This window comes from Paenibacillus sp. J5 (assembly GCF_054955055.1).
The window spans coordinates 400,835-420,926 of the sequence record NZ_JBUEDD010000003.1 but is presented as its reverse complement, the minus strand read 5'-3'; the positions used below and the strand labels follow the sequence as shown (position 1 = coordinate 420,926).

Sequence of the window (20,092 nt, the reverse complement as noted above, 5' to 3'; positions counted from 1 at the left end):
AACCGAACGAGCATTCAATTCCACCCGCTCCCTTCGGAGCTTGAGGACACCGCCAGGGCCTCCTGCGCTATTTTGTCGTTCAAATCGTGGATAAGCGTCCAACTGCCCTCTCTTATGAACACGATTTAAAAGACAAAACACTCTGCTCCCTCCTTGCCGTCAAGAGCGGGCTTCCAGTTAAGCCAGGATGCCTGCCGACAGCAGGCGGCTGGTGTTGCCAGCCTGCCTCCTGTCCAGCCAAGGTAGGTCAGTGAACTGTAATTACAATCGGTATCGGACGAACCAGATTATAGGAGCTGCTGCCGAACTTGTTCGCAGTAATGCTGTAGGTTCCCGGCGTAGCGAAGGTAATGGTTGCTTGCCCGCTGGCATTGGTCGTATAGGAGCTGGCTATGCCGTTAATACTGATCGTTGCACCGGCAATCGGCCCGTATGGCAGCGGTGTACCCCAGCTTGCAGGCTGACCCGTCACAGTGAAGGTTACGCTCTGTCCAGCAGAAATAGACGTCGAAGATGCAGAGATCGCGCCAAAATCATACGTGGAGTAGTCGCCAATGTAGAACACCTCGACCAGATCATTGGCCTGCAACGTCTGATCGCCCACACCGACCAGCGGCAGTACCCCATTCACCTTATACATCCAGCCGGAATTCAGGCCTTGATCCTGCTCCGCCTCTCCAGCAATCGCGGAGATATAGTTCCCGCCGTAGTTGACTTCGATGACATCCGGGTCAGTCACATCATATCCATTTTGCTCCAGCACCTTCAGTATGGCGTGAATAGCAAGCGGAGTTGAGCTGGTCTGATACCAGTTGCCCACACTGTTATTGCCTACAACATCGGTAATATCATACGCTTCCACGTCGATCTCCTGTAGCGGAATAACGGTACTGCTCCAGCCCTCAATTCTTACCTGTACCGGAATTTCACCGCTGCTCGCCGCGGCAACGCCGGAGGCCAGGGGCAATCCGGGGTGTGCAACAGCCAGCAACAGGAGCAGGCTAAACCATAGGGATAGCGTTTTTTTCCATAATTTTGTTGTCATCGTCATCTTTCCTTTCCATCAATGAAAATAAGTACCGAGCTTGCCTCTACATGCGGGCATAACACAAAAACACCTTTCCCCAAGCGCGAGCCTGAAAAAAAGATGTGAAATACAAGCCAGCCGGGCTCCAAGCCAAATAAGCCGCCCCAGGCAGACCGTTCTATCTCACCCCCTTCTCATCCTCGTGAGTGTGGCAAAGCTCCATCATGGCAGGTCTCCTGGCTTGGCATCATTGCATGAGCTGCACCTTCCCGTTATACACAGTGGCACTTGCAGCCTGCTCCGCTTCACAGTGGCGGGACCGCGCCGGGATTGCACCGGCCTTCCCTATTAAGCCTGATCTCCCCTGCCACCCATAGGGACGACAGATATGGAAATAAGGCACCATCATGGGATATGAAGTTATGTAACCTAGCAACTTCCAATCGCCTAAAAGTATACTATACTGACAGGATAAATCAATAACAATTAGCGTTTAGTTGACGATGAGTGCAGACAACTTGTATCCATACAAAAACAACCGACCCAAAAACAATGTTTTTGGGTCGGCTGCCAGGGAGAGGTGCACTACAGGCAAAGCTGCAGTGCCGCCCGGAAATGTCGGACACTCCCTTTAAGATTGCAAAAATGTATTACCTTCTTCGGCGTACAGCCGGACTGCGTCCAAGCAGCAGCCATGCGCCTGCAGCTATCGCCAGCATACCCATAATGAGCGTTGTATAGGAAGCTTCCTCGCCCGTTCTAGGCAGCTCGGCACCACTGCCGGACAGCGCTTGACCGCCATTCACTTCACGGTCGCCATTGCTGCCTGCCCCGGAATGCTCGGCTCCAGAGCGGTCGATGCCTGTTGAATCACCGTCACCGTTCTGGCCGTTGCCGGAATGCTCGGCACCGTCGTGGCCGCCTGCACCATTGCCGGATGGGTCTGGCGTTGTGCTTGAGCCGTCGCCATTGCCACCATTTCCGTTATCCTCTGTGATCGGGTGATCCTCATCGTCCGAAGAATCCGGCTGCTCTGGCTCCTGATCACCAGGCTCCGGTGTCCCTGTCCGTGGTGTCTCGATTCCTGGATTTTCTGTCCCAGGTGTTTCACCTTCAGGAGTTTTGGTGCCTGGCGTCTGAGTTCCAGGTGCTTCCCCTCCAGGTGTTTTCGTTCCTGGCTCTTCATTGCCAGGTGTTTCATTCCCCGGCGTTTCTCCTGGCTGACCAGGATCAGGCGTTGTGCCGCCTTCACCACCTTCGACTGGTGTGCTTGGCTCCGGGTTCGTCGGTTGGCTCGGATAATACACATTGTACTGGTTCGTTACCGTCAGTTCGACAGCCGCTTGCGGATTGAAGTCGATCGTGAACCGTATAGGTGTCGCATCCAGTCTGTAGCCGCTTGGGGACTTGGTCTCCACAAGCTCATAATTGCCCGGCTTCAGTCCGTCTACAACCAGTTGACCGTTATCATCGGTTTCCAGTCCAGTATGAACGACCGTACCGTCTGCCTGGCGCAGCGTGAACTGTGCGCCCTTCAGCATACGTGTCTTATTAGTCTGGTCTACCTTGGTCAATTGTACAGAGCCGGTCGTCTGCTCATTCGACACTTGAACCCTAAGTGTCTCCTGCTGCCCCTCTACAATTGTAAATGGAATCGGCGCTGCAAGCCGGTCATAGCCCGCCGGAGCAGCCGTCTCTACCAATTGATAGGTACCAGGCTTCAACTGATCTGCAACAATCAGACCGTCGTTGCCTGTCGTCAGACCAGAGTAGACCTCTACACCCGCTTCATTCATAATCGCGAACACTGCGCCCGCCAGCGGAGCATTATGATTGTCGGCATCCACCTTCAACAGCTCCACTGCGCCTGGTGTCAGCGTGTTCTCGAATGAAATACTGAGCGTCTGCTGCTGGCTTTTTACAATGTCAAATGAAATCGGTGTGCTGTCCAGCTCGTAGTTGGCTGGCGCCTTCGTCTCGATCAGCTCGTAGCGCCCTGGCACAAGCTCATCAATGAGGAGCTTGCCCTGCGCATTCGTCGTCAGGCCGCTGGCCACTTCAACGCCTTGCGCATTCAACAGCTTGAACTCTGCTCCTGCCAGCACGCGATCTACATGATCCGCATCCCGCTTCGTCAGCTCCACCGCACCGCGATCCAGCTTATTCGCCACCGTCAGCTCTACAGCCTGCTGCGGATTGAACGGTATAGTGAAGTTTATCAGTGTCGTCGGAGATACCACGTAATGCTCCGGTGCCGCGGTCTCGACCAGGGCGTAGACCCCCGGCTTCAAGCCAGCTACCCGCAATTTGCCGTCCTGGTCGGTCATCAGTTCGCTTCTCAGCGTCTGACCCGACCCGTCGCGCAGCTCGAATACGGCACCTGGCAAGGTTAAGCTCGCGTCCAACTCATCGACCTTGGTCAGCTCTACGGCTCCGGTCATCCGTGCATTGGACTTGCTTACTGCAAGCATCTCCTGCTGGTCCTTCACGACCGTAAAGGCGACAGGGGTCGTGTCCAGCACATAGCCTGGCGCAGCACTCGTCTCTACGAAGCGGTAGTCGCCCGGCAATAGATCGCTTACCGTGATCTTGCCGCTCGCATCGGTCGTCAGCCCGGAGAGCATCATCTGATTTTGCGCATCGCGCAGCTCGAACACGGCCCCGGCGATGACCATTCCGGTAACATCCGCGTCCTGCTTCGTCAGCTCAACCGCGCCGCGAATCAGTTCATTCGTTACCGTCCGCTCTACAACAGCCGTCTGGCTGTAGCTGATCGTGAAGGTAACTGGTGTCTCATCCAGCTTGTAGTGCTCCGGTGCCTTCGTCTCCACCAGCTTGTAGCTGCCTGGACGAAGATGGTTCACTACCAGCTTGCCTTCTGCATTAGTCGTCAAGCCACTCGCAAGCTCTACATCCTGCGCATTCAGCAGCTTGAACTCCGCACCTTCCAGCGGAAGGGTGTTATCCTGTGCGTCGACCTTCGTCAGCTCCACTGCGCCATCGATGATCTCATTGGCTGCGACAACCTGCTTCACAGTCTGCTGCCCCTTATCGATGGTGAAGGCGACAGGCGTTGTCAGCATCACATAGTGCTGTGGCGACTTCGTCTCGATGAAGCTATACGCTCCTGGCTTCAAGCCCTGAACCTTGATCTTGCCAGCGCTGTCGGTCACCAGACTCTCATAGCCAGGTACGGTAGCGCCAAGTGCATCGACCAGCTTGAACTCTGCACCTGCAAGTACAATACTCTGCTCATCTGCATCGACCTTCGTCAGCTCCACCGAGCCAGGTGTCAGCGTATTGCTGTGCTGCAAGGTCGCTGCTGCCGTCTGCCCCAGCGCAATCGCGAACGGAATCGGCGTAGCATCCCGCTCATAATTTGCCGGTGCTGCCGTCTCGATCAGGCGATAGTGCCCAGGACGCAGCCCGCTGGCTGCCAGCTTGCCCTGCTGATCCGTCGTCAGGCTGGAGCGGATGACATTCCAGTGATCGGCTGCTGCATCGTATTGCTCCAGGCTGTAGACTGCCCCCTCCAGCACGATACTGTGATCCTCGCTATCCACCTTGGTCAGCTCCACCGAGCCCAGTTGGATCGCATTGCTGAACGTCTTCGTTACCAGTTGCTGCTGGTCACGGACAATCTCGATGTCGATCGGCGTGCTGTCCGCTACATAGCCGAACGGCGCGCTCGTCTCCACCAGCTTGTAGCTACCCGGCTGGAGGTCGGTTACCGTCAGCTTGCCTTGCGCATTCGTCGTCAAGCTGGAGCGAATCTCTGTATTTGCCGCATCCAACAGCTTGAACGCTGCTCCCGCAAGCGGCCGCTGGTCGAAGCTGTCGATCTTCGTCAGCTCGAAGCCGCCGGATATAAGCGTATTGCGTGCTTCTACCTGCAAGGCTGACGCCTGGCTTCTAACAATTTCGAACCGAATCGGAGTGGCATCCAGCACGTAATCTGCAGGCGCCTTCGTCTCGATCAGCTCGTATCGCCCTGGCACAAGCTCACCAATGAGGAGCTTGCCCTGCGCATTCGTCGTCAGGCCGCTGGCCACTTCAACGCCTTGCGCATTCAACAGCTTGAACTCCGCTCCTGCCAGCACGCGATCTGCATCATCCGTATCGACCTTCGTCAGCTCCACCGCACCGCGATCCAGCTTATTCGCCACCGTCAGCTCTACAGCCTGCTGCGGATTGAACGGTATAGTGAAGCTTACCGGTGTAGTCGATACCACGTAATGCTCCGGTGCCGCTGTCTCCACCAGGGCGTAGACCCCCGGCTTCAAGCCAGCTACCCGCAATTTGCCATCCTGGTCTGTCGTCAAGCCGCTTCTCAGTGTCTGATCCGACCCGTCGCGCAGCTCGAATACGGCACCTGGCAAGGTTAAGCTCGCGTCCAATTCATCGACCTTGGTCAGCTCTACGGCTCCGGTCATCCGTGCATTGGACTTGCTTACTGCAAGCGTCTCCTGCTGGTTCTTCACGATCGTAAAGGCGACAGGCGCCTCATCCAGCACATAGCCTGGCGCAGCACTCGTCTCTACGAAACGGTAGTCGCCCGGCAGCAGATCGCTTACCGTGATCTTGCCGCTCGCATCGGTCGTCAGCCCGGGGAGCATCATCTGATTCTGCGCATCGCGCAGCTCGAACACGGCCCCGGCAATGGTCATCCCGGTAACATCCGCGTCTTGCTTCGTCAGTTCCACTGCGCCGCGGATCAGTTCATTCGTTACCGTCCGCTCGACAACAGCCGTCTGGCTGTAGCTGATCGTAAAGGTAACAGGGGTCTCATCCAGCTTGTAGTGCTCCGGTGCCTTCGTCTCCACCAGCTTGTAGCTGCCTGGACGAAGATGGTTCACCACCAGCTTGCCGCTAGCATCGGTCATCAAGCCGCTCGCAAGCTCTATATCCTGCGCATTCAGCAGCTTGAACTCCGCGCCTTCCAGCGGAAGGGTGTTATCCTGTGCGTCGACCTTCGTCAGCTCCACTGCGCCATCGATAAGCTCATTGGCGGCGACAACCTGCTTCGCAGTCTGCTGTCCCTTATCAATAGTGAAAGCTAGAGGCGTAGCCGACAACATATAGTGCTGCGGCGCCTTCGTCTCGATGAAGCTATACGCTCCTGGCTTCAAGCCCTGAACCGTGATCTTGCCGGTGCTGTCAGTTACCAGATTCTCATAGCCAGGTACGGTAGCGCCAAGTGCATCGACCAGCTTGAACTCTGCACCTGCAAGTACAATACTCTGCTCATCTGCATCGACCTTCGTCAGCTCCACCGAGCCAGGTGTCAGCGTATTGTTGTGCTGCAAGGTCGCTGCTGCCGTCTGCCCCAGCGCAATCGCGAATGGAATCGGGGTAGTATCCCGCTCATAATCTGTCGGTGCTGCCGTCTCGATCAGGCGATAGTGCCCCGGACGCAGTCCGCTGGCTGCCAGCTTGCCCTGCTGATCCGTCGTCAGGCTGGAGCGGATGACATTCCAGTGATCGGCTGCTGCATCGTATTGCTCCAGGCTGTAGACTGCCCCCGCTAGCACGATGCTGTGATCCTCGCTATCCACCTTGGTCAGCTCCACCGAGCCAAGCTGGATCGCATTGCTGAACGTCTTCGTTACCAACTGCTGCTGGTCACGGACAATCTCGATGTCGATCGGCGTGCTGTCCGCTACATAGCCGAACGGCGCGCTCGTCTCCACCAGCTTGTAGCTGCCCGGCTGGAGGCCGGTCACCGTCAGCTTGCCTTGCGCATTCGTCGTCAAGCCCGTGCGAACCTCTGTACCAGCCGCATCCAACAGCTTGAACGCTGCTCCCGCAAGCGGTCGCTGGTCGAAGCTATCGACCTTCGTCAGCTCGAAGCCGCCGGATATAAGCGTATTGCGTGCTTCTACCTGTAAGGTTGCCGCCTGGCTTCTAACAATTTCGAACCGGATCGGAGTGGCATCCAGCACATAATCTGCAGGAGCTTTAATCTCTACAAATTGATATAGCCCCGGACGCAGATGCTCAACTAGAAGCGTTCCATTCGCATCTGTGGTCAGCACACTGCTGACACCTGGAACCGGATTTCCATTCCGGTATTCCAGTCTGAACTCAGCGCCTGCCAGCTTTACCGCGGTATTGTACTGATCCACCTTGGTCAGCTCGACAGAGCCTTCGATCAGATCATTCTCCACCTCTACAGTTGTCGTCTGTAGATTATGAACAACAACTTGATGCGGAGTTGCATCCAATTGATAATGCTGTGGCGGCTTCGTCTCCACCAGCTTGTAGGTGCCAGCCGCCAAATCATTGATGAGCAGCATGCCCTGACTATCCGTGGAGAAGGTCGCTGGCAACGGCTGACCTAGGCGGTCGGTCGTCACCCGAGCATCATGCTGATCCCGCAGCTCGAATTCCGCACCCGCCAGTAGCGATCCGTCGAATCGATCCACCTTAATCAGCTCGATTGCATTGCGAATCCGGGTATTGGTGAATTCGATCTGCAATGTCTGCTGCTGCCCTCTAGCAATCGTAAACGAAATGGGTTCGCTGTTCACCAGATAGCCTGTCGGCGCCTGGGTCTCAACCAGCGAGTAGTCGCCCGGCTTCAGGTTATCCACGAGCAGCTTGCCCGTTGCATTGGTCTGCAGGCCGTAGCGGATCGCGTTGCCCGCTGCATTGCGCAGTGTAAATACCGCGCCTGCCAGCAATACCGCAGCATCGTCCTGATCCTTCTTCGTCAGCTCCACCGCACCTGGCTGCAGCTCATTAATCGCCAGCACCTCGTCCGCCTCGGTCTGCTGGGCCTCGATGGTGAATGGTACAGGATTGCCGGAAACAACATAATCCTGCGGAGCGGTCAGCTCTACAAATTGATAGCTGCCCGCATCCAGATCCTGAATCTTGATTTGGCCATTCTGATCGGTGGTCAGGCTCGTATACCCAGGCACATCCTGATAGCTGCCATTGTGCTGCACCTGCAGCTTATAGACCGCGCCAGGCAGTCCCAGATTGCGATTATCCTCGCCGACCTTCGTCAGAATGACATCACGAATAATCTTCTTGTTCGCCACCTTGACCTGAATGGAAGCAGCGTTCAGCTCCACTGTACGGGTATCGGCGATGCCAACCACATAGCCATGCGGCGCTTCGCTCTCACGCAGCACATAGTTGTCATAGAGCAGATTCGAGAAGGTCGCCTTGCCATCTGCGCCGGTCACCAGCGAGCGAAGCTCAATCTGACCCGTGCTGTCATACAGGGTGAAGCTTGCTCCTGCAAGCGGCACATCATTGGCCGCGTCGACCTTGAGCACCTCTAGCGCGCCCAGATCGCCAACAGCCGTGCCCGAGCCGGTGGAGAAGCGCACCACATAGCTCTTCTGCGATTCGGTAATTGCGCTCTGCACGTTGTCGCCTGTGAATTTCACACTGTTGCTCACTGTGGAGCCGCTGATGGCGTTCACGAACGACTGATACTCCAGGATGTATGGTCTGTCGATCGTGTTCGCAAAGGTCAGCTCGAAGCCCTCCGAGCCATCGCCCAGCGTCACGAAGCTCAGACTGTAGTCTGCTTCATCCGCAAGACTTCCCTTGCTCACAGCTCCGTTAACCGCCACCACCGCTTCATAGAGCTTGAAGGACGCCTTCAGGAGCAGTTGGTTCGCTGACATCGCGTCGCTAACCTTCACATTGCTCACCGTCGACTGCCCGCGGTTGATGTCCAGTCTCCACTGAATCGCTCTGCCGTTCTGGACACCGTCCTTGGCGACATATTCGCCGCCATGCTGCACCGGAACCGAGGCATTCAGCACGGCAAGCTGGGATGCGCCGTCATACAGTGTAGCGGTGTTGTCATAGCTGCTCACGACAATCTCGTCTTCCACCGTCGTCTTGTACGTAATCTGATAAGCGGTCGTAATCGGGTCATTGAAGGTCAGCCTGAAGCCGCTATTGCCCGAGCCGTCTACCAGGGTATAGTCTACGGCATACTTGTCGCTCCCCAGCTCATCTTTGACGATGACGCCATTGGCTGAACCATCCAGCTCCAGCGCATGCACCTTGAGTGAACTGGCAACCAGCTTCTGCTTGCCCTTGTAGTAATCGACGACAACGGGTGCCGCCACCGGCTGCTTGTTGTAGTTCAGACCTACGGTCCATGTTATTTCCTTGGTCAGCGCATTATAGCTGCCGCCCTTGAATCCATTGGCCCTCGTGTAGTTATCCGGCGAGAAGATCGCTTCTCTCGTCTTGTCCGGCATATTCACGGACTGCTCCACCCAAGCGATATGCGCTTGATTGCGATATTCATGCGTATCGCTCACGATCGGATCGAAGCTGGTCGTATAGGTAATGGTGTAGTGATCGGCAAATGTGCCCTGGAAGCGAAGGACGAAGCCTTCATGGTACCCATTTCCATAGGCTTCTAACGTATAATGCGTATTCAAGTCCAGTGTATTCCCCTGGCTGTCGCGGATGACGAGCGAGCCTGGCTGAAGCTCCAGTCGGCTGCCGACAAAGGTGTCGGTAATAACCGGATTTTCCATTGGAAAATGATTGCCGTTAAATGTAATCGTCCAGTCTGTCGTCTTCGCATTATAATTCGTGCTGCCATTGCTCTTATCCAGAATGACCTGCTGAATCGGTTGCGTCTTGGTTATCGTCTCGCCGTCCCAGGTGACACGATTGGCGACCGTTCCGTCATCGTAGACACGATCTTGAATCCGGGTCGCATAGACCACCTCATAAGCAGCGTCGATGTCCTCATTGAACTGTAGAGTGAACTGGCCGGCAGTTTCCGTATCGAGCGTGTAATCGCTCGCCGACACTTCATCTCCCCGAACCGGCGACCCGCTCTCATCGAAGGTAATCGGATAGACCTTCAATGTACCTTGCACCAGCTCCTGACTGCCATCATATTCATCTAGCAGCAGCGCATTGGCCTGCGTGATCGGCTTCTCATTATAATTGTACTGAATCGCCCACTGGATCGTCTGGGTGGCGGCATTATAGCCAGCAGCGCCCTTATCCAGCGGCTTGCCATGGTTCACGCTTACTGTGGCCGATGTGCTCTGGCTCTGAATGTTGCTCCCGGATAGCTGCGCCTTGTTCTCGAAGCTGGTCGGCAGCTCATCCGTAATCGTCGTTGCAAATTCGACCTCATAAGCGCTGTTGATCGCCGATGCGAAACGAATCTCGTAGGTATTGCCTGACCCTGGGACAACCGTATATTGCGCCGGGTCAACGGGATCGCCCTTCTGTACCGTGCCATCAAGATTTACGGTCAGCTCATAGACTTGAACCGACGTCTCATCCAGTTGCAAGCCTGCAGGCAGCTCATCGCTCAGCACCGGGTCCTCAATCTCTCGCTCGGCCTTATTCATCTCGATCGACCAATGAATCTGAGTCGGGTTGAGCGGCTTGTTCGGCACGCCGCGCTTATCCAGCTCGGAGCCGGAGGCCGACTGGAACTGAATCGGGATACGCTTCAGGTCATTCTTGATCGGGAACACAATCTCTTGCCGTGTGCTTCCGACTATGGTGCGTTCGCTGAACTTGGTCTCTGCCTTGAATGTTCCTGATATATCCGAGCGCTGCTCAACCAATGCATTAAAGGTGAACGTGACTGTCCCATCCATCGTTACAGCGAAGGTGCCGTACTGGTTCAAGGGACCATCAAACTCATTATACAATTCGAAGGCATCCGGCAATTGGAATACAAAGGTATCCCCGGCCTTGTAGCCATGACCATTCTCCAGCGCCCATGTGTAGGATACGCTGACCGGATCGCCCAGCTTCGGCCGATTGCCCGGATTGACAGAGGAATCGATGAGTTGATCGTTGTCATCGCGCAGCTCTACGCTCGTCAGGATGCTGTCCGTAGATAGCAGCATATTCCTTAGCATAAGCTGTTGGACGGGAACAACGATCGTCTGGATTCGCTCTCCGAGCTGGAATACCAGCTCCGCGTACTCCTGCCCGGCCGTCACCTCACCTAGCTGCGCTTCAATCGTCAGGGTGCCCTGTATTGTCCGTACTACAGCGCCATTGTCATCTGTTCCCTGTACGGGCTGGCCAGGCGTCCCCTCAGCATCTTCATGAGGCGCAGAATTCTCCCCCGAGTCCGCCCCGCCGGATGTGTTGTCCTCTGAGGGCTCCACGCCCGAATCAGGTACAGCATGGCTGTCGGTTCCCGATTCGCCTGATGGCTCCGGGCTGTTGTCAGGAGCCATGCCGCTCGCGTCAGGCGTTGCTTCGCTCTCTCCGTCCGCTTCATTGTCGGCCGATTCAGTAGCAGCCGGCTCATCGGCGATCGGAGCCTCTTGGGCACTAGCTCCCCCGGTAGCGGGCGAATTCGCAGAGCCTGCCTCCTCTGTGGACACAGATGTCGCGCTGCTGCCCGCTTGATCAGAGGCAGCTTCCCCGGCAGAGCCTTCAGACGCTAGAGCGCCTTCTTGTGCTTCATCGGAGGATGCCGGGGCAGATGATGCTTCACCATCATTACCAGCAGCCGTCGCTGTGTCATCACTCTCCGCAGGGGCAGTCTTATCCTCTGTCGTCTCATGACCAGTCTCCCTGCTGCCAGAATTGTCGCCCGATGCCTCGCCCTCTGGCGCTATCGGCGGCTGACGATCCAAAGCGGCTTCCCCGCTCTCAGTCGTCTCAGGTGCGCCAACTGCATCGAAGCTTAGACGGACTGTACCATCCGAAGCGATCACATAGCTGCCTGCCTGCTGTTGATCTGTAGTTCGCAGTTCTCCCTGCTCAGAGACAGCATGAACCAGCTCTGGCAGTTGAAAGCTATAACTCTCGGCATCCTGCCGATTACTGTGGAGCGTCCAGTAGTACGTGATGCGAAAGGTTTCCCCCGCATGCAGCACCCGCTCAGGATACTGTGCGACATCGATAGGCAGACCTGCTTCGTTCTCAAGCCTTACATCCTCTAGTACCAACGGACTTCCGCCACCGGCTTTGGCCGACACGATGGACAGCGGTACGAGCAGGTTGTGAAGCAGCAGCATCAACGCAAGCGCCGATATTCGTAGCCTCTTGCTCACTTTCCATCTCCTCTCCGTTCTTAATTAGGGCGTGTCTGAACACTCTGAACGGACCAGATCTGGCCGAATTTCCGTTCCAGGCAAGACGCTTTTTCGCAGGCGTGCCGGGGGTACGTCAAGAAAAGGCAACGCGGCTTAGGGCGAAAAAGGCGGGGAGAGATGCCCTTGAACGGGCGTTCAGACACGACCTAGCTAACTCGCAGATGTGGAGGATGTCTCCTCATCCCTTAACTCTGCGGTGACAATCAGACGGTCGGGCGGATTCTTCTTGCCCGCCGGCGTACATGTCACCAGCGTCAGCAGCGGTTTGCTGCCGTCATGTAGCACATCCACACGGCTTTTAGGAACAGAGAAGCTTTCCGTTACGACGAAGGACAGGCTCCGTTCAAGGGTCTGCACCTCGATGACATCGCCAGGCTCAAGCTCCACCAGACGGTTAAATTGCTTCCCATAGGTCAAGGAGCGGTGTCCTGCCAAACCCACATTATGTACTCCAATCTGCTTTTTGGGCTCAATCATGCCGATTCCCTCACGAAGCGTCTGCAGTGAGGCGCCCTCGAATATCACAATCTCCAGCTCCAGCTTAGGGATGCGCAGGATGCCTCTGGCGCCCTTGAGCTCCGCGGCCCCTTCAGGGCTGACCTCCACGGGTTGCCCTGATGAGGATAGCTGCTCCAGCCACTCCGTATTGCCAAGCTGCTCGAAGCTCGCAATCAACTCCGCCTGATGAGCTTCATATTGCCTGTTCTCCAATAGAGGGTACAGTATCAGTGCAAGCCCCGTCAGCATCAGCGCCAAGCCGATCCATCTCCTTCGTAGGATACGAAAAACCTCCCTTCCATACGCACAGTAGACAGCTCTCCTCCTGGCAGGCCGAGAGCTGTATCTAGTTGCACCGTTTGGATTTGCTCCAGTTCGTGTCAATATAGAACACAGTACCTGGAAGCAATAAACAGTATATCTCAGTTACCTAGACAGAATCTGAACAGGGATTTTTTTGCATAAAATCCACACGAGTTCACCAGAAAAAATATACCCCTCCCTTTCATATCAAAGGATAGGAGCCCGAAGGCTCAAAATAAAGCTGGGAATTTTCATGGGAAATATTACCACTCGCGCGCATACATTGGAGGGCAGTTTAGTTGTATAGGGACAGAGGTTGTCCCATATCCATACTTGACGGTGGAGCGAGGAATTGTGGGGAAGGGAAAGCTGACATATTCGCTCTTGCTGCGCTTGCCACCCGGCAATGAGAGTATCAGCCCTACGGCTACACTCGGCGTTCCAGCTCTTCTACCCGGCGCTCCAGCTCCTCCAGCTTGTTCAGCAGCTCCATATCTCCAGGGCTTCTGACCACCCCATCGGAAAGCCTCTTCAGACGCAACAGCTCGTGCTTCACCCACTCGTAGTCCTGTACAATAATATCCAGAAATTCATTGACCTGATCCCGGTCATACCCTCTCCATCGGGTATCAAATTCTTTCGTATGTACGTCTAGCGCCGTAAGTTGAAGTCCATTTTGCTTCATAATCTAGTACCCCCTTGATCTTTATCTATAATTTGTACGATTTAATATAATTATGGTTTCAATAATTTCCGACAAGATGCTGTGTTCCGCAAGGCACATGTACGTGAACAGGGACTCTGCCGACCGTCTGGCGACTTCCTACCATACTATATACCTATTTTCCCCGCCGGCTTCACCCATCTAGCGTCCCTTGCAGGTCATGCTATGCTCCTCTATAATAGATTCAAATCCTTTTGAGGGAGTTGGAATCACTTGAAGAAGAAATGGTTCGCAACTGTTGCCGCAGCCTCCCTGCTGCTGAGTGCCAGTGCTGGTGTCTACGCTGGAAGCAATCTGCAGGAGATTAAAGCCTACTTCGATTCGTCGATTAAATTTGTCGTGAACGGAACAGCATTTGAGCCAACGAATGAAAAAGGGGTGCCCGTGCTCCCGATTATTCATAACGGAACGACGTATCTGCCTGTACGATCCATCTCGGGCGCACTGGACGTTGCCGTCAATTATGATAGCAAGACCAAGACGGTGTATCTTGGCGAAAAACTTGAAGGTACCCCCATCTCCGCAGGCTTTGACAACATGTACCATACCAAGGACCCTGAGATGACGGTATATAAAGGAAAAGACTATAAGGACGTCTTCTTCGATAATGCGACGGGCAGCCGCTCAAGCTCCTTCATGCTGTATCCAAAAGGGAAATATCAGAAGCTGTACTTGCAGATAGCCGCCATCGGTGAGGACATCGAGCAATTCAAGGTGGAGGATAGCAAGAGCGGAACCGTGCTGAAGACCGAAACGGTCGCAGTGGCGGATGGACTGAAGACGATTGAGGTCAATATCGCGGGTGTCCATGAGCTGTACATTCACGGTGATGTAAGCGACTCGGGCAAGGTGTTTGTCCCGCTGACAACTTCCTATTATAAATAGCATACTTCAGCGTGAACGGCCGATGCCCCTGTTCGCGGACTAAGCTTCATCTCGCGTAGATTCAGTTGAAGAGATCAGGCGTGAGCGGATCTGCTCGGTCATTATAGAGGTCTGCCTGAGCATGATATACGAAGACGCCTCCATAACCACTATGATAGTGGAGATGGAGGCGTTTTTGGGTATGGCAAGGTAATTATAGTGGTCAGCTTCTTCGTGCGGGAGCAGTCTGGAATAGGCGCAAAGGATAAACTCCGCTCATGAAGCCATCCCTTGATGTCGCGCGGCTGCTCGCACTTACCTGCCTCTGCGGCTAGACAGTCACAGCCTTGCCTATCCACTGATCACATCCAAGCAAGGCCAGGGCGCGGCGACTGCTGTAATGTTACCTACAGCCTTCTGCGCCACGCTTGTTCAATCCCAGGACATGACGCTCAATCCCCGCATAGTCGGTAATGATGCGGATCTCATCCCATGCGCCGTAATCCCTCAGTAGCTGCGCCACCTCAGGCGCCTGGCCCATGCCCAGCTCGAAGGCGATCAGGCGCGGCGTCTGTGCCAGCTTGGGGAGCTGTGCCAGCATGCGCCGATACGGGTCGAGACCGTCCGCGCCGCCATCCAGCGCGAGACGCGGCTCGTAATCCCGCACCTCACGCTGTAGGTGCGGGAGCTCACCCGCCGGTATGTACGGCGGGTTGGAGACGATGACATCGGCGCACAGCCCGGCGAGCTCGCCCGGGCTGCCGCCTTCGGGCCGTAGCTGCGCGAACGGCCCGAGCAGGTCGCCCTGCACGAACTGCAGCCGCCCGTCAACTCCGTGACGGGCCGCGTTCGTGCGGGCGACTGCCAGCGCGTCCTCCGACAGGTCGGACGCGCATACGCGCCACGCGTGACGCTGCACAGCGAGCGTCACGGCGATGGCGCCGCTGCCGGTGCCGACGTCGATGACCGTCGGCACCGCTAGGCGGGCCTGAGCGCAGCCAGGCCCGGCGGGCGATGGCGCCGCCGCCATGGGCGCCTCGGCGGGCGATCGCATGCCCGCCTCCGCTGCCGCTGCCGCCGCAGATGCTTCGGCAGGTGCGGGCGCTCCCGCCTCTCTCACCGCGGCTTGCGGCTCCTGCTGCACGGCTTGCGGCTCTGTCGGCACGGCTACTTCGACGGGCGCCCTACTCGTGCCCGCCTCCGCTGCCCCTCCGCCACTCGCAGGCCCCGCGTCCGCTCCCGCGCTGCCCACTGCGGCGGGCCACAGCTCGTCCGCGGCTAGCAGCACAGCCTCGACGAGCAATTCCGTCTCCGGGCGTGGGATCAGCACGCCGGGGCGCACCGTGAAGGGGAGCCCGTAGAACCATTGCTCCCCTATAATATACTGCACCGGCTCGCCTGCCGCCTTGCGCCGCAGCAGCTCGCTCCAGCGCTCCCATAGCGCCGCATCCAGCGGCTCGTTCCAGTCGCGGAGCAGTTGAGCCCGCTCCATGCCGAGCAGATGCATCAGCAGCAGCTCCGCATTGGGACGCGCCTCATCCACCCCCGCCCCGGACAAAAGAGAAGAAGCCTGCAAGCAGGCTTCTCTTAACGTCATTCCGGGGCGATAGGCTATCTCCAAGTCGTTCACGTTCATCCTTCACGCCTCCACCCATTCACATCGCCTCGCTGTGCAGCTTTAGCTTATGCCAGATTCTCTCTCTCCAGCAGCTCCGCCTGCTCTGCAACGGTCAGCGCATTAATAATTTCTCCCATGTCGCCATTCATCACCGTATCCAGCTTATGCAGCGTCAGACCGATCCGATGATCTGTCACACGGCTCTGCGGGAAGTTATACGTGCGGATGCGCTCGCTGCGGTCGCCTGTTCCGACCTTGCTCTTGCGCTCCCCCGCATACTTCGCCTCTTCCTCCTGCCGATGAATATCGTAGATTCTGGCGCGCAGCACCTGCAGCGCCTTCGCCTTGTTGTCATTTTGCGATTTGCCGTCCTGACAAGTCGCCATGATGCCTGTCGGAATATGTGTCACGCGCACTGCCGACTTGGTCGTGTTAACGGACTGTCCGCCAGCGCCGCTGGAGCAGAAGGTATCTACACGAATATCCTTGTCGAGAATCTCAATCTCGACATCCTCCACCTCAGGCATGACCGCCACTGTCGAGGTCGAGGTATGGATGCGTCCGCCGGACTCTGTCACCGGAATCCGCTGCACGCGATGGGCGCCGCTCTCATATTTCAGCTTGCTGTAGGCTCCCTTGCCGGAGATCATGAAGATAATCTCCTTGTAGCCGCCCAGATCGCTCTCATTAGCGTCCAGCACCTCAACCCGCCAGCCCTGGCTATCTGCATAACGCGTATACATCCGGTACAGATCGGATGCGAAGAGCGCCGCCTCGTCACCGCCTGCCGCACCGCGAACCTCAACAATGACGTTTTTCTCGTCATTAGGGTCCTTGGGCAGCAGCAGGATGCGCACACGCTCCTCCAGCTCTGCCAGCTTCTCGCCCAACTCCTCGATCTCCAGCTTCACCATCTCGCGCATCTCGTCGTCCAGCTTCTCACCCTGCAGAAGCTTGGCATCCTCGTACTGCGCCAAGGTCTCTTTGTACTCCATAAATGCATTGTATGGCTCTTGCAAATCAGACTGCTCCTTGGAATAATCCCGCAGCTTCTTTGAATCGTTCGCTATATCCGGGTCGCATAGCAGCTCGCTCAGCTTCTCATAGCGGTCGGCCAGCGCCTGCAGTCGGTCCAACATCATTGTTCATACACCCCTAAACTCAATATCTCCGTCCCTTCATTATATCACATCTGAACGGAAAATGAGCAAGACGCCGCACAATCCCATTCGTTTCTTCTGATATACGATCATTGTCGACAGCCTTGCGCCATCGCACCTTCCGCAAGCAACCTCAAGGGGGCAGCCGGACGCCTTCATGTGAGCGAACCACCGCCGTTGTCCGCTCATTCAAGCTCCTGACAGATGTCCAACGCCGTAGCAGGCATCGATCTGCGGTGTCCTCTTATATCCAGTTGTGGATAACATCCATTCAAGCCGAAATGTAATATTAAATGAATTTATCCACAGACTTATTCACAATGAATCCACATTATCCACAGGATGAGGACGATAATATGTAATCTGTATGCTGTCAATGGCTGGTGTGATCAGCTAAGCACGCAATCAATAGAAAAAGAGGCGCAATCGCGCCTCTCCTCTTGCCCTGCTTATGCTTAGACATTGAAACGGAAATGCATCACATCGCCGTCCTGTACCACATACTCCTTGCCCTCCAGCCGCAGTTGTCCGCGTTCCTTGGCTACGTTCATGGAGCCTGCAGCGACCAGATCATCATACGAGACCACCTCGGCACGGATGAAGCCGCGCTCAAAGTCTGTATGAATCACTCCCGCAGCCTGCGGCGCCTTCATGCCCTTGCGGATCGTCCAGGCGCGAACCTCCTGCACCCCTGCTGTAAAATACGTATACAGTCCCAGCAGCTTGTAAGCTGCGCGGATAAGCCGGTTCAGGCCCGATTCATCCAGACCCAGCTCCTGCAGGAACATCTCCTTGTCCTCGCCCTCCAGCTCAGCAATCTCCGCCTCTACCTTGGCGCTGATCGGCACGACCTCGGCATTCTCGGAGGCAGCGAACTCACGCACGATCTGGACATACGGATTGCTATCCGCATCCGCAACTCCATCCTCGCTAACATTAGCAGCATACAGCACCGGCTTCATGGTCAGCAGATGAAGCTCGCGCACGAGCAGACGCTCATCCTCGGTCAAGTCCAGGCTGCGCGCAGGTTTATCCTCGTACAGCGCCTCCTTGATCCGCTCCAGCACCTCTACCTCTTGCGCATACTTTTTGTCGCCGCTCTTCATATTCTTCTTGGAGCGTTCAATCCGCTTCTCCACCGACTCCAGATCAGCCAGCACCAGCTCCAGATTAATCGTCTGAATGTCGCTCAGCGGATCAACCTTGCCGGCAACGTGAGTAATGTTCTCATCCTGGAAGCAGCGCACGACATGGACGATCGCGTCCACCTCGCGAATATTGGCCAGAAACTTGTTTCCCAATCCCTCGCCCTTGCTCGCTCCCTTGACGATACCAGCAATATCGATAAATTCAAATGCAGTGGGTACCGTCTTGTTCGGCGTGACCAGCTCAGTCAGCTTGTCCAGACGATGATCCGGCACCTCGACCACTCCGACATTCGGGTCAATGGTACAAAACGGATAGTTCGCCGACTCCGCACCCGCTTGTGTAATGGCATTAAACAACGTCGATTTCCCTACGTTCGGGAGACCGACGATTCCGCAAGAAAGTGACATATAACGTACATCCCCTTATCCTAAAAGCATAGTCTGTTGCCATTATACCCGATGCTCTCTGCCAAAGGAAGCCCTTGGCCGGACAAGCCGCCGCTGTATCCTTGCCTTATGGCGAGCATTGGCGAGCTTCTAGCAGAAGAAGGTAGCTCCGCTTACAGCAAAGCACCGCGCGCCAGGAAGCAGCGCGCGGTGCGAACAGAGAGTCGGCACAGACCTTGCTGCTGGTGCAGCAACACACGCCCCCAACCAACTACATGGGCGGCTTGGCTGACTCTAGCCCATTTCCTGTCTATTGTCGCGAGACCTCAAGAGCTTCCCGCGGCACTTCGATAGGCTCAATAGCATTCCATCGGCTGTAATCCGCCTGAACCTGCTGTCTTAGCCGAACCGCGTGCCCCGCCTCCAGATCCAGGCAAAAATCCGCATCCGTTGTGATGCGAATCGGCAGCGCCTGCAGTTGCCCCCTTCCAGGGAAACGAATCGTCCAGCTCAGCTTCTGGATCTGCATGGAGGAGCCCGCCTCACCAGTCATCTGCCTCGCCCCAAGCGTGCTATCCAGCAGCTCTGTCAGCAACAGCCGATTGGCTGCCGAATTCGCCGTGGACGAATAGACCAGCTCGACAGCGCCATCCTCCACGTCCACGAGCTTCATGCTCTGGCGTGCAGCTTCTCCCAGCTTGCGAAGCTGGCGCGCTGGAGCAGCCTGGTAGTCGGATAGGCTGTGCATCGCATCCGCTTGATCCTCCTCGTCCAACCTGCTCCATTCACCGCCGAAGCTCTGATCCTGCACATACATATGCTTTCCATCCAGCAGCGTCCGCCAGCTCGATTGCTCCTCTCCCTTGCCAGCAGTCACCGTCTGGTCAATACGCAGCGGGTGAAGCGCCACACGCCCCTCTGAGCGCAGATCGAAGCGATCGTCTCCCTCATCTGCGTGAAGCTCCTGCCGAAGCTTCACCGTAAGCGCGTAGCTGTCTGATGCCTCGACTGCGGCAATGGCCTGCTCCAGCAGCTCGCGGGCAGGCGACAGGCCGGTCACAGTTGTAGCCTTGAGTCTGTCCGCTCCCGACTGTCCGCAGCCAGCGGCGGTCAGCAGAACCGCGAGCAGCAGGCCCGTAAGCCGCAGTGGGCTAAGGGCGCGTTGGTTCCTGTCATTCAACTTACTTCTCTCCTTATGTTGGGGTTCATTTGGGTTATCCTAATATTATCCCCAAATTGCCCACAAAATAACGGAGTTTATCAACAAAACTATCCACATTATCCCCTGTTTATC

Annotated in this window: 9 protein-coding genes and 1 riboswitch; of the genes, 1 reads left to right on the top strand and 8 read right to left on the bottom strand. The window is 56.2% G+C overall.

The genetic code is table 11. From position 1 onward, the window contains the following. Positions 1 to 247: 247 nt before the first annotated feature. From ACY1JZ_RS06995 to ACY1JZ_RS06980, 4 genes are all read right to left on the bottom strand, one after another. Complete coding sequence (locus ACY1JZ_RS06995) at positions 248 to 1,045, bottom strand: DUF4430 domain-containing protein (RefSeq protein ID WP_462628628.1); 798 nt, start codon at positions 1,043 to 1,045, stop codon at positions 248 to 250. Positions 1,046 to 1,236: 191 nt separating this feature from the next. Continuing rightward, a riboswitch (cobalamin riboswitch) is annotated at positions 1,237 to 1,417 on the bottom strand. A 260-nt stretch (positions 1,418 to 1,677) separates the two neighbouring features. Continuing rightward, positions 1,678 to 12,054 (bottom strand): SpaA isopeptide-forming pilin-related protein, encoded by a 10,377-nt coding sequence (locus tag ACY1JZ_RS06990; protein ID WP_462628627.1) that lies wholly within the window; start codon positions 12,052 to 12,054, stop codon positions 1,678 to 1,680. Positions 12,055 to 12,246: 192 nt separating this feature from the next. Further along, positions 12,247 to 12,843, bottom strand: coding sequence for a class D sortase (locus ACY1JZ_RS06985; protein WP_462628714.1), 597 nt, complete (start codon positions 12,841 to 12,843; stop codon positions 12,247 to 12,249). A gap of 481 nt (positions 12,844 to 13,324) precedes the next feature. Further along, a complete protein-coding gene (locus ACY1JZ_RS06980; protein WP_462628626.1) occupies positions 13,325 to 13,582 on the bottom strand; it encodes a DivIVA domain-containing protein in 258 nt (85 codons plus the stop codon). A 252-nt stretch (positions 13,583 to 13,834) separates the two neighbouring features. On the opposite strand from ACY1JZ_RS06980, the gene ACY1JZ_RS06975 reads away from it, so the two are divergent. Further along, a complete protein-coding gene (locus ACY1JZ_RS06975; RefSeq protein WP_270166341.1) occupies positions 13,835 to 14,506 on the top strand; it encodes a stalk domain-containing protein in 672 nt (223 codons plus the stop codon). A gap of 382 nt (positions 14,507 to 14,888) precedes the next feature. Here the strand turns inward: ACY1JZ_RS06975 and ACY1JZ_RS06970 are convergent, their stop codons facing one another. The 4 genes from ACY1JZ_RS06970 to ACY1JZ_RS06955 form a co-directional block, all read right to left on the bottom strand. Continuing rightward, positions 14,889 to 16,121: a N5-glutamine methyltransferase family protein gene (locus ACY1JZ_RS06970; protein WP_462628625.1), complete on the bottom strand. Its 1,233-nt coding sequence runs from the start codon at positions 16,119 to 16,121 to the stop codon at positions 14,889 to 14,891. A 47-nt stretch (positions 16,122 to 16,168) separates the two neighbouring features. After that, positions 16,169 to 17,242, bottom strand: coding sequence for a peptide chain release factor 1 (gene prfA, locus ACY1JZ_RS06965; protein WP_270172676.1), 1,074 nt, complete (start codon positions 17,240 to 17,242; stop codon positions 16,169 to 16,171). Between the two features lie 476 nt (positions 17,243 to 17,718). Then, positions 17,719 to 18,819: a redox-regulated ATPase YchF gene (gene ychF / locus ACY1JZ_RS06960; RefSeq protein ID WP_270166343.1), complete on the bottom strand. Its 1,101-nt coding sequence runs from the start codon at positions 18,817 to 18,819 to the stop codon at positions 17,719 to 17,721. A 289-nt stretch (positions 18,820 to 19,108) separates the two neighbouring features. Beyond that, a complete protein-coding gene (locus tag ACY1JZ_RS06955) occupies positions 19,109 to 19,978 on the bottom strand; it encodes a DUF6612 family protein (protein ID WP_462628624.1) in 870 nt (289 codons plus the stop codon). Between the last annotated feature and the right edge of the window lie 114 nt (positions 19,979 to 20,092).

What these genes read in the sequence shown, in the direction of transcription:
- ychF (WP_270166343.1), bottom strand. Translation starts at nt 18,819, where the DNA reads ATGTCACTTTCTTGCGGAATCGTCGGTCTCCCGAACGTAGGGAAATCG.
- ACY1JZ_RS06980 (WP_462628626.1), bottom strand. Translation starts at nt 13,582, where the DNA reads ATGAAGCAAAATGGACTTCAACTTACGGCGCTAGACGTACATACGAAA.
- ACY1JZ_RS06985 (WP_462628714.1), bottom strand. Translation starts at nt 12,843, where the DNA reads ATGCTGACGGGGCTTGCACTGATACTGTACCCTCTATTGGAGAACAGG.
- prfA (WP_270172676.1), bottom strand. Translation starts at nt 17,242, where the DNA reads ATGTTGGACCGACTGCAGGCGCTGGCCGACCGCTATGAGAAGCTGAGC.
- ACY1JZ_RS06970 (WP_462628625.1), bottom strand. Translation starts at nt 16,121, where the DNA reads ATGAACGTGAACGACTTGGAGATAGCCTATCGCCCCGGAATGACGTTA.
- ACY1JZ_RS06995 (WP_462628628.1), bottom strand. Translation starts at nt 1,045, where the DNA reads ATGACAACAAAATTATGGAAAAAAACGCTATCCCTATGGTTTAGCCTG.